This is a genomic window from Mycolicibacterium parafortuitum (genome assembly GCF_010725485.1).
Taxonomy (GTDB): Bacteria; Actinomycetota; Actinomycetes; order Mycobacteriales; family Mycobacteriaceae; genus Mycobacterium.
The window spans coordinates 1084399-1094868 of record NZ_AP022598.1 but is presented as its reverse complement, the minus strand read 5'-3'; the positions used below and the strand labels follow the sequence as shown (position 1 = coordinate 1094868).

The 10470-nt window shown below is 69.0% G+C and carries 9 protein-coding genes; 6 read left to right on the top strand and 3 right to left on the bottom strand.

Translation table 11 applies throughout. The features are described 5' to 3' along the window. The first annotated feature begins 17 nt into the window (after nt 1-17). The 4 genes from NTM_RS05130 (at nt 18) to pe (ending at nt 7501) form a co-directional block, all read left to right on the top strand. Nucleotides 18-1439, top strand: a complete 1422-nt coding sequence (locus NTM_RS05130) for a condensation domain-containing protein (RefSeq protein WP_104864631.1) — start codon at nt 18-20, stop codon at nt 1437-1439. A gap of 78 nt (nt 1440-1517) precedes the next feature. Beyond that, the gene (locus tag NTM_RS05125; RefSeq protein WP_163765654.1) at nt 1518-4523 is read left to right on the top strand and encodes an MMPL/RND family transporter; all 3006 of its coding nucleotides are present in this window, start codon (nt 1518-1520) and stop codon (nt 4521-4523) included. A gap of 77 nt (nt 4524-4600) precedes the next feature. After that, complete coding sequence (locus tag NTM_RS05120; RefSeq protein WP_163765653.1) at nt 4601-6346, top strand: AMP-binding protein; 1746 nt, start codon at nt 4601-4603, stop codon at nt 6344-6346. A 24-nt stretch (nt 6347-6370) separates the two neighbouring features. After that, nucleotides 6371-7501, top strand: coding sequence for an acyltransferase PE (gene pe / locus NTM_RS05115; protein WP_104864529.1), 1131 nt, complete (start codon nt 6371-6373; stop codon nt 7499-7501). 12 nt (nt 7502-7513) lie between these two features. Here the strand turns inward: pe and NTM_RS05110 are convergent, their stop codons facing one another. Further along, nucleotides 7514-8170, bottom strand: a complete 657-nt coding sequence (locus NTM_RS05110; protein ID WP_163765652.1) for a GAP family protein — start codon at nt 8168-8170, stop codon at nt 7514-7516. Nucleotides 8171-8250: 80 nt separating this feature from the next. On the opposite strand from NTM_RS05110, the gene NTM_RS05105 reads away from it, so the two are divergent. After that, nucleotides 8251-9237, top strand: coding sequence for an isopenicillin N synthase family dioxygenase (locus tag NTM_RS05105; protein ID WP_232079622.1), 987 nt, complete (start codon nt 8251-8253; stop codon nt 9235-9237). Then, complete coding sequence (locus tag NTM_RS05100; RefSeq protein WP_163765651.1) at nt 9234-9734, top strand: flavin reductase family protein; 501 nt, start codon at nt 9234-9236, stop codon at nt 9732-9734. The genes NTM_RS05105 and NTM_RS05100 overlap by 4 nt, the downstream gene beginning before the upstream one ends. Before the next feature lie 91 nt (nt 9735-9825). Here the strand turns inward: NTM_RS05100 and NTM_RS28505 are convergent, their stop codons facing one another. Both NTM_RS28505 and NTM_RS05095 read right to left on the bottom strand, forming a co-directional pair. Further along, the gene (locus NTM_RS28505; protein ID WP_104864526.1) at nt 9826-9987 is read right to left on the bottom strand and encodes a hypothetical protein; all 162 of its coding nucleotides are present in this window, start codon (nt 9985-9987) and stop codon (nt 9826-9828) included. A 58-nt stretch (nt 9988-10045) separates the two neighbouring features. Continuing rightward, the gene (locus NTM_RS05095; RefSeq protein WP_104864525.1) at nt 10046-10462 is read right to left on the bottom strand and encodes a rhodanese-like domain-containing protein; all 417 of its coding nucleotides are present in this window, start codon (nt 10460-10462) and stop codon (nt 10046-10048) included. Nucleotides 10463-10470: the final 8 nt, after the last annotated feature.

Below are 10470 nucleotides of genomic sequence, written 5' to 3'. Positions count from 1 at the left end.
CTGGGGAGGACCACGCATTGCGCATCGGCAAGATCACAGTTGGCGCACTTGAGGAATGGTCGCTTCGACCCGGAAACGTCATCTCCTGGCATCCGACGGAAGCGTCGATCGAGAAGGCCCGCCAGGCCCCGGTCAGCACGGTCCCGGTCAGCTTCATGCAGGGCCAGCACCTGCGTAACTACTGCGAACGAACGACGGCCGGTTTGAACTTCTCCCGGCAGATCATCGCGAGCTGCGATGTGGCGGGCCGATGCGATATCGCCGCGATGGATCATGCCGTCAACGCCTATCTGCGGCGGCACGACACATTCCGCAGCTGGTTCGCCGAGGGGCCCGACGGTCAGTTCATCCGGCACGCCCTCGAAGACCCCGCCGACATCGAATTCGTGCCGGTCGAACACGGCCATATGACGGTCGAGGAGATCCACCAGCACGTGATCGCAATCCCGAGCCCGCTCGAGTGGGGTTGTTTCACGTTCGGGGTCATTCAGAGCGACGACCATTTCAGTTTCTTCGCGTCGATGGATCACGTGCACGGTGACGCGACTCTGATCGGCACCACGATGATGGAAGCCAACGGCATGTATTCGGCGCTGAGCAGCGGCGGGCAGGCGTTGACACTTCCTGACGCGGGCAGTTTCGACGAATTCTGCGTGCGCGAACGGGAGTTCACCGCGGAGCTGACCGAGGACTCCCCCGGGGTGCGCGCCTGGATCGAGTTCGCCGAGAACAACGCCGACGGTTTTCCCGAATTCCCGCTACCGCTGGGGAATCCGCAGGATTCCACCCGCAGTGTGATGACCTCCGAACCGCTGCTGGACGCGGCGCAGACGGAGCGGTTCGATGCGGCGTGCGGGGCGGCAGGCGCGCGGTTCGTCGGGGGCCTGTTCGCCTGCCTGGCCCAGGTCGAACACGAATTGACCGGCGCACTGACCTATTACGGGCTGACGCCGCGGGATTCGCGCAGCGGATCGGACAATTTCATGACCCAGGGCTGGTTCACCGGCCTCATTCCGATCACCGTGCCGATCGGGGCGGCGTCATTCGGCGACGCCGCGTGGGCCGCGCAGAATGCGTTCGACTCGGGCCTGAACATGGCGAAGGTGCCGTATTACCGGGTGCTGGAATTGGCGCCGTGGCTGCGCTGGCCGCGACCGAATTTCCCGGTGTCGAATTTCTTCCACGGCGGCGCCGCGCCGATGAACGCCATTCTGGCGGCCGCCGAAATGGGATTGGCCGACAACATCGGCATCTATCCGGACGGCCGGTACTCGTATCAGTTGACCATTTACATCTTCCGATACGACCAGGGCGTCGAGATGGCGATCATGCATCCCGACAATCCGGTGGCGAAGAAATCGGTCGAGCGATATATGCGGGCCATGAGGTCGGTGGCCGCGCTCGTCGCGGACACGGGCAACTGGGGACGCGTCGCGTAGCGTGAAAATCGTCGCAGGGTTTGGCCATTCCACCGCAGTCCTGCGATTGCGGCGGTGCAGGGCGGAGGTGCGGCCGAGATGCGACGGCTAGCCGATGTCGTGGTGCGCCGCCCCTGGGCGGTGATCGCGGTGTGGATCGCGCTGGCCGTGGCACTGCCGCTGTCCTTCCCGTCGCTCGGCGAGATGGCCGCCAAGCATCCGCTGCAGATCCTGCCCGCCGACGCCCCGTCGAGCGTCACCGCGCAGAGGATGGCCGTCGCGTTCGACGAATCCGGGTCGGACAACCTGCTCGTCGTCGCGTTCATCAACGAATCCGGACTGCGACCGCAGGACGAGGTCACCTACCGCAACGTCGTCGACGCGCTGCGCGACGACGTCGCCGACGTGGTGTCGGTGCAGGACTTCGTCAGCACCCCGCAGCTGCGGCAGTTCCTGACCAGCGAGGACAAGACCACCTGGGTACTGCCGGTCAGCCTGGTCGGTGAGCTGGGCACACCGCGGGCCTACGAATCGTTCAACCGGGTCGCCGACGTCATCCGGCACGAGGTGCCCGACGCCGGGCCGGCCGGAGACTCGCTGCACGTCTACATCACCGGCCCCGCCGCGACCGTCGCGGACCTGACCGTCGCGGGTGACCAGGACCGGCTGCCCATCGAGATCGCGATCGCCGTGCTGGTGCTCGGGGTGCTGCTGCTGGTGTATCGCAATGTGGTCACGATGCTGCTGCCGCTGATCACCATCGGATCGTCGGTGCTGATCGCCCAGGGGGTGGTCGCGGCGTACTCCCAGCTGACCGGATCGGGGGTGTCGAATCAGTCCATCGTGTTCCTCAGCGCGATCCTGGCCGGTGCCGGCACCGACTACGCGGTGTTCCTGATCAGCCGGTATCACGACTACCTGCGGCAGGGCTCGCAGTCCGACGACGCGGTGCGGGCGGCGATGATCTCGATCGGCAAGGTCATCACCGCGTCGGCGACCACCGTCGGCATCACGTTCCTGGCGATGAGCTTCGCGAAGATGGGCGTGTTCCGCACGATCGGGGTGTCGGCCGCGATCGGCATCGGCGTCGCCTACCTGGCCGGCATCACGCTGCTGCCGGCGATCCTGACGTTGGCGGGCCCGCGCGGCTGGATCAAACCGCGCCGCGAGCTGACCGCGCTGTTCTGGCGGCGCTCCGGGATCCGGATCGTGCGTCGGCCGGTGCCGCATCTGGTGGCCAGCGCGCTGGTGCTGGTGCTGCTCGGCAGCTTCGCGATCGTCGCGAACTACAACTACGACGACCGCAAGGCCGTGTCGCCGTCGGCGCCCAGCTCGGTCGGGTACGCCGCGCTGGAACGGCATTTCCCGGTCAGCCAGTCGATCCCGCAGTACATCCTCGTGCAGAGCCCCAGGGATCTGCGTAACCCGCAGGCCCTCGCCGACCTCGAGCAGATGGCGTCGCGGATCGCGCAGCTGCCGGACATCGCACTGGTCAGCGGTGTGACCCGGCCGCTGGGCGAGGTCCCGGCCGAGTTCCGGGCCACCTTCCAGGCCGGCATCGTCGGGGACCGGCTGGCCGCCGGCTCGGCCCAGATCGGCGAACGCAGCGGCGACCTGAACACCCTCGCCGACGGCGCGACGGAGTTGGCGGACAGCCTCGGCGACGTGCGGGCCCAGGTCAACGAGATCGCGCCGAGCCTGCGCGGGCTGATCGACACGTTCTCGTCCGTGCGCACCGAGTACGGCGGCGACAAACTGGTGCGCGACGTCGCGACCGCCGCCAAGCTCGTCGACAGCGTCAACAAACTCGGGCTGTCGATGGGGCTGAACTTCCGCGCGGTCAAAGACATGTTCGCCTGGATCGGCCCGGTGCTGGCCGCGCTGCACGGCAACCGGGTCTGCGACGCCAACCCGTCCTGCGTGGACACCCGGATGCAGTTCGAGAAGTTGATGACCGCCCGCGAGGACGGCCGGGTGGACGAGATCAACCAGCTCGCCGGCCAGCTTCAGGGCGTCGACGACCGGCAGAGCCTGACCGCGACGGTCAACCAGCTGAACTCCGCGCTGGCCAAGCTGACCAACGCGATCTCGGCGATGGGCCTCGACACCCCGTCCGGGGCGCGGGCCGGGCTGGCCGACCTCGAGGACGGCGCCGACCGGCTCGCCGACGGCAGCCGCCAGGTCGCCGGCGGCGTCGACCAGCTCGTCGAGCAGATCAAGGTGATGGCCGCCGGGCTGGACCAGGCCGCGGCGTTCCTGCTGACCATGCGCAACGACGCGGCGAGTTCGAACATGGCCGGCTTCAGCATCCCGGCCGAGGTGCTGGGCGCCGTCGAGTTCCAGAAGGCCGCCGAGGCGTTCGTCTCGCCGGACGGGCATTCGGTGCGTTATCTGGTGCAGACCAAGCTCAACCCGTTCAGCCCGGAAGCGATGGACCAGGTCAACACGATCAGCGACATCGCCCGCGGCGCACAGCCCAACACCATGCTCTCCGATGCGACGATCTCGATGGGCGGCTTCCCGGCCGCGTTGCGCGACACCCGCGACTACTACGAGCACGACATCCGGTTCATCATCGTCGTCACGCTGATCATCGTGACGCTGGTGCTGATGCTGTTGCTGCGCTCGCTGATCGCGCCGCTGTACCTGGTCGGTTCGGTGGTGGTGTCCTATTTCGCCGCGATCGGTGTCGGGGTGGCGGTGTTCCAGCTGCTGCTCGGTCAGCAGTTGCACTGGAGCGTGCCGCCGCTGGCGTTCGTGGTGCTGGTCGCCGTCGGCGCCGACTACAACATGCTGTTCGTGTCGCGGATGCGCGACGACTCACCGCACAGCGTGCGGTTCGGCATCATCCGCGCGCTCGGCTCGACCGGCGGCGTGATCACCGCGGCCGGGTTGATCTTCGCCGCGTCGATGGCCGGTCTGCTGTTCTCCAGCATCGGCATCGTCGTGCAGGGCGGATTCGTGATCGGCGTCGGCATCCTGCTGGACACCTTCGTCGTGCGCACCATCCTGGTGCCCGCGGTCGCGACGTTGCTGGGGCGGGCGAACTGGTGGCCGTCGCGGGTCGCGGCCCCGGCTCGCGAACGGGTTAGCGCGGACACCTGATCTATGCAAAACTTCGACACGAGCGGGCCAGGAGCGATGGTCAACGAGTTCCTCCCAGGATTCAGTACGGACGTGATGTGACAGCTACGCCCCAGTCGACGATTCTCTCGATGCTGCACGGCCGCGCCAGCATGCGCCCCGACGACATCGCGTTCACGTTCACCGAATACGCCGACGATCCGGCCGGTGTCGCCGAGGACGTGACCTGGTCGCAGCTGTCGCGGCGAACGATCAACGTGGCGCGCGCAATTCGCGAGCACGGCGCGATCGGCGATCGCGCGGTGATCCTGGCGCCGCAGGGTCTGGACTACATCCTCGCGTTCCTCGGCGCGATGGAGGCCGGGCTGATCGCCGTCCCGCTTCCGCTGCCGCACCGCGGCTCCAACCACGACCGGGTCAGCGCGGTGTTCACCGACACCACCCCGTCGGTCGTGCTGACCACCTCGGCGGTCGCCGAGGATGTCGGCGACTACGTCGACCAGGCCCGCATGGAGGTCGCGCCGAAGATCCTGCAGATCGATTCGCTGGATCTGGACGCGCGGACGGTAGCCGAGCCGCTGCCGCGCGGCGAGGTACCCGTCATCGCGTACCTGCAGTACAGCTCGGGCTCCACCCGGCTGCCCACCGGCGTGATGATCTCGCACCGCAACCTGCAGTCGAACTACGAGCAGCTGATGCGCAGCTTCTTCGCGGTGCCGCACATCACGTCGACGGCGAACCTGACGATCGTGTCCTGGCTGCCCTTCTACCACGACATGGGGTTGGTGCTCGGGGTGTGCGCGCCGATCCTCGGCGGCCATCCGGCGAAGTTGACCAGCCCGGTCGCGTTCCTGGAGAAGCCGTCGCGCTGGGTCAGGGCGCTGGCCCAGAACCCGCAGGCGTTCTCCGCGGCGCCGAACTTCGCGTTCGAGCTGGCGGCCCGCAAGACCAGCGACAGCGATCTGGCCGGACTCGACCTCGGTGACGTGCTCGGCATCATCAACGGTGCCGAGCGGGTGAACCCGGCGACGCTGGAGCGCTTCGCAGACCGCTTCGCGCACTTCAACTTCCGGGACAACATGCTGCGCCCGTCCTACGGGCTGGCCGAGGCGACGGTGTTCGTGGCCAGCGGCATCTACGACGAGTCGGCGCCGCAGCCCCGCTTCGACAGCGACGAGTTGTCCGCGCGCCGGGTGAAACCGTGCACCGCCGCGTCGGGCACCGCGCTGGTCCGCTACACGCTGCCGCAGGCGCCGCTGGTGCGCATCGTGGACGTGGATGCGCGCACCGAATGCCCGCCCGACGCGATCGGCGAGATCTGGGTGCACGGCGAGAACGTCGCGTCCGGGTACTGGAGCAGGCCGGCCGACGCACAGCAGTGCTTCGGCGCGACCATCGTCGACCCGTCCCCGGGCACCCCCGACGGGCCGTGGCTGCGCACCGGCGATCTCGGCTTCGTCCACGACGGCGAGTTGTTCATCGTCGGGCGCATCAAGGACCTGCTGATCATCCGCGGCCGCAACCACTACCCCGAGGACATCGAGGCCACCGTCTCCGGCATCACCCGCGGCCGCGTCGCCGCGATCTCGGTGCCGGAGAACAGCACCGAGAAGCTGGTCACCGTCATCGAGTTGAAGAAGAACACCGGCGAGGACGCGACGCGCTGGCTGCACGAGGTGAAAAGCGACGTCACCTCGGCGATCTCGAACGCGCACGGTCTCAACGTCGAGGACCTCGTGTTCGTGCCGCCCGGCTCGATCCCGACCACCACGAGCGGCAAGGTGCGCCGCTCTGCCTGCGTCGACCACTACCGCCAAGATCAGTTCGACCGGCTGGACGCCTGATCACATGGCAGGCAGGACAACACCATGAGGCGGCACATCGCATTCGCCACCGCGCTGGGCACACTCGGCGCGGCGGGCCTGTTGGGATTCGGGGTCGCCACGGCCCAACCCGAGCCCGCACCCCCGGTCACCCCGGGTGACGCGCCGATGCCGATGGGCACCCCGGGCCGCGGGTACGCGCTCGGCGGCGCCCACGTGCTGGGCATCCCGTACGACGAATACATCATGCGCACCGGCGCGGACTGGTTCCCCGGCCTGGACCGCGAGATCGTCGACTATCCCGCCGGACAGGTCCAGGGCCACACCTTGGAGCGGCTGTTCCCGGGGATCGGCGCGTTCGGTGACCGCATCATGCCCGGGCTCGGACTCGACGGCCCCAGCTACGGCGAATCCATCGACGTCGGCGCCCCGAACCTGATCGAGGCGATCCGCCGGGGCGGACCCGGTACCGCGATCGGCCTGTCCGAGGGGGCGTCGGTGCTCGACGAGGTGCAGGCCCGGCTGGCCTACGATCCGGCGGCGCCACCACCGGATCAGCTGAGCTTCGCCACCTACGGCAACCCCGTCGGCAAGCACGCGTTCGGCGAGAGCTTCCTGACCCAGAACTTCCCGGTCGGCAGCGTCGTCCCGTCGCTGGACTACCGCATCCCGGCGCCGGTGGAAAGCCAGTACGACACCTATCAGTTCGTCTCGGCCTACGACAGCATCGCCGATTGGCCGGACCGCCCGGACAACTGGCTGTCGGTCGCCAACGCGATCGTCGGGCTCGCGACCGGGCACACCGCCGTCGCGTTCACCAACCCGAGCATGGTCCCACCGGGCAACATCCGCACCACCGTGAACTCGCGGGGTGCCAAGACGACGACGGTGATGATCCCCGAGGAGCATCTGCCGTTGGTGCTGCCGTTCAAGTACCTCGGGGTCCCCAAGGACACGCTGATCGAACTCGACCGGGTGCTGCAGCCCTACGTCGACGCCGGGTACTCGCGCAACGACGATCCGGCCACCGCGCCGGTCACCGTCGACCACGTCATCGGCTACGACCCGGCCGAGGTCACCGCGCCGGCCACCCAGGCCGCCTTCGGCGGCGGCACCGACCCGGTGTCGCAGTTGCTCGCGGGTCTGCAGTACGTGGTGAACAACCCGCCGAGCTGAGCCCGCCGGGCGCTACAGGCCGGCGAGGCCGATTACCAGCAGTACCGCGCCGACGACCGCCATCAACGCGCACACGCCGTAGCGGCCGCGCGCCCGGATCCAGGCGTTCAGCGACGCCAGCGCCGCCCGGGTGCGGTCCGGGCTCACCAGATAGCACAGCAGCGGGATCTCGATCAGCGCGAACGCCACCGCGTTGAACACCAGCAGCGCGCCGAACTGCGTCGCGGCCGCCGCCCCGGACGCAGCGATCAGCGCCAGCGCGGCCAGGTAGTCGACGGACGGCAGCGCGGTCCCCAGACCCACCGCCGCGGCAGTCCACAGGGAGCGGCCCTCGACGACGCGCCGCGCGTGCCTCGCGACGAAGCCCGGCCCGCGGTCCGGGTCACGAGGACGCCCCACCAGCCCGGAACCCACCACGGCCGCGGTGCACAACACCACCAACCCGACCACGATCTGCACCCGGGGCAGCGTGAAATGTGCCGACGACAGCGCCGGACGCAGCGCGAACAGCACCACCATGCCGACCGCCAGCCCCATCGCGAAGCCACCGGCCAGGAACGCGAAGAGCTGAAGAGCGGGACGGGGACGGTTGACCATCAGCGCGGTCATCCCGATCCGGAACGGCTCCAGGCTGACCGCCACGGCCATGGCCAGGAGCGTGAACCACATGATGGCGACACGTTACCGGCTTTGGTTCACGCCGATCCGGACGCTGGCCGGATCACCGTCTGCGGGACGAAGATGTCCGGGTGAGCACTGTGCAGACGGCGCTGCCCGTCATCGACCTTCGCGAGGAGCCCGACGCGCTACGCGACCGGCTGCGCCGGGTCGCCCGGGAAGTCGGGTTCTTCTACCTGACCGGACACGGCGTCTCCGACGACCTCACCGGGCGGCTACTCGACGCGGCACGCCGGTTCTTCGCGCTGCCCCAACCCGACAAGGACGCCGTCGCGATGGTGGGCAGCCCGCACTTCCGCGGCTACACCCGGCTCGGTGGCGAGCTGACCGGCGGGCAGGTCGACTGGCGCGAGCAGATCGACATCGGCCCCGAGCGCACCCCGATCCCCGAACCGGCGGAGCCCTACCTGCGGCTGCAGGGGCCCAACCGGTGGCCGTCGGCGCTGCCCGAGTTGCCCGCGATCATCGCGGAGTGGGACGCGGCGCTGGCCCAGGTCGGCCGGAAGCTGTTGCGGCAGTGGGCCGCAGCGCTGGGCAGCGCCGAAGACGTGTTCGACGCGGCGTTCGCCGAGGTGCCGGCCACCTTGATCAAGATCGTGAGGTATCCGCGGCACGCGCAGAACCCCCAGGGCGTCGGTGCGCACCGCGACGCCGGCGTGCTGACGCTGCTGCTGGCCGACAGCCGCGGCCTACAGGTGCGCGATCCGGCCGCCGGGTGGGTCGAGGTACCCCCGGTCGACGGCGCGTTCATCGTCAACATCGGCGAGATGCTGGAGATCGCGACCGGTGGCTACCTGCGTGCCACCGAACACCGCGTCAACCTCGCCGATGCCGGGGAGCGGATCTCGGTGCCGTACTTCTTCAATCCCCGGCTGGACGCGCGGCTGCCGGTGCTGACGCTGCCCGCCGAACTCGCCGCCGACGCCCGCGGGGTCAGCGCGGACCCTGCGAACGAGCAGATCTTCCCCGTGTACGGTCGCAACGCATGGAAGAGCAGGCTGCGGGCGCACCCGGACGTGGCCGCCGCACACGGGTACGTGGAAGGATTGCGACGATGAGCGGATCAGCGGGCCAGCGGATCAACCTCGACCCGTCGTCGTTGCGGGAGGCCTTCGGGCACTTCCCGTCCGGCGTCATCGCGATCGCGGCGGAGGTGGACGGCACCCGCGTCGGGCTGGCCGCCAGCACATTCGTCCCGGTGTCCCTGGATCCGCCGCTGGTGTCGTTCTGTGTGCAGAACTCGTCGTCGACCTGGCCGCGCCTGAAGGACCTGCCGTACCTGGGGATCAGCGTCCTCGGCGAGGCGCACGACGCGGCCGCGCGCACACTGGCCGCCAAGACCGGTGACCGGTTCGCGGGGCTGGAGACCGCCTCCTCGGAGCGCGGGGCGGTGTTCATCCACGGCACCAGCGTCTGGCTGGAGAGCAGCATCGAACAGCTGGTGCCGGCCGGTGACCACACCATCGTGGTGCTGCGGGTCAGCGACATCACCGTGCATCCGGACGTCGCACCGATCGTGTTCCATCGCAGCACATTCCGCCGCCTCGGCGCCTGACGCGCCGACCGGACACCTCGCGAGGCCGCCGGCACGGTAGTTGCGCGGGCGTGCGCACTACCGTGGTGGCGGTTTCGCGAGACCGCAGCCACTAGGGCCTGGCGGTGAGTTCTTCTCGATAGCCGCGGATCCGCTGCTCCAGTTCGGCGGCATCCTCCGGCCTGCCCTCCTTGCGGGCCAGGTCGGCGCGTGCGCTCAATTCGCGGATAGCGCTGCGGATGTCGTTGATGCTGAGGGGCTGTCGAAGCGCCATGGAAGCTGCCTTTCGTCACGGGCTTGGCTGCTGGGTCCGAGCGTACGCTTGCGCGCGGCTACGGGAGCCGGACCGCGGTCAGTTCATCGGCCGGCCTGCGGAGACGCCGGCCGTCACCGGTGACGACCGACAGTCCTTCCCTGGCCCAGTACTCGAAGCCGCCGAGAAGTTCGCGGACCCGTCCATATCCCATGTCGCTCAGCGTGTATGCGGCCTTGGTTGCGCCGTTGCAGCCCGGCCCCCAGCAGTAGACGACGACGTCGGCGGCGAGGTCTGGCAGTTCGCGGCAGGCACGCTGTGCGAGCTCGGGGCCGGGGATGTGCAGCGCGCCGGGCAGATGCCCCTGGTCGAAGGCCTCGGCGGACCGGGTGTCGACGACGATCGGGGAGCGCCCCGCCGCGCGGGCCGCGGCGAGGTCGGCGGGGTCGATCTCGTAGGCGAGTTTGGCGGCGAAGAAGTCCCGGGCTGGTGTCATGCCTCGAT

What these genes read in the sequence shown, in the direction of transcription:
- NTM_RS28505 (WP_104864526.1), bottom strand. Translation starts at nt 9,987, where the DNA reads ATGGCGCTTCGACAGCCCCTCAGCATCAACGACATCCGCAGCGCTATC.
- NTM_RS05095 (WP_104864525.1), bottom strand. Translation starts at nt 10,462, where the DNA reads ATGACACCAGCCCGGGACTTCTTCGCCGCCAAACTCGCCTACGAGATC.
- NTM_RS05100 (WP_163765651.1), top strand. Translation starts at nt 9,234, where the DNA reads ATGAGCGGATCAGCGGGCCAGCGGATCAACCTCGACCCGTCGTCGTTG.
- NTM_RS05110 (WP_163765652.1), bottom strand. Translation starts at nt 8,170, where the DNA reads ATGTGGTTCACGCTCCTGGCCATGGCCGTGGCGGTCAGCCTGGAGCCG.
- pe (WP_104864529.1), top strand. Translation starts at nt 6,371, where the DNA reads ATGAGGCGGCACATCGCATTCGCCACCGCGCTGGGCACACTCGGCGCG.
- NTM_RS05125 (WP_163765654.1), top strand. Translation starts at nt 1,518, where the DNA reads ATGCGACGGCTAGCCGATGTCGTGGTGCGCCGCCCCTGGGCGGTGATC.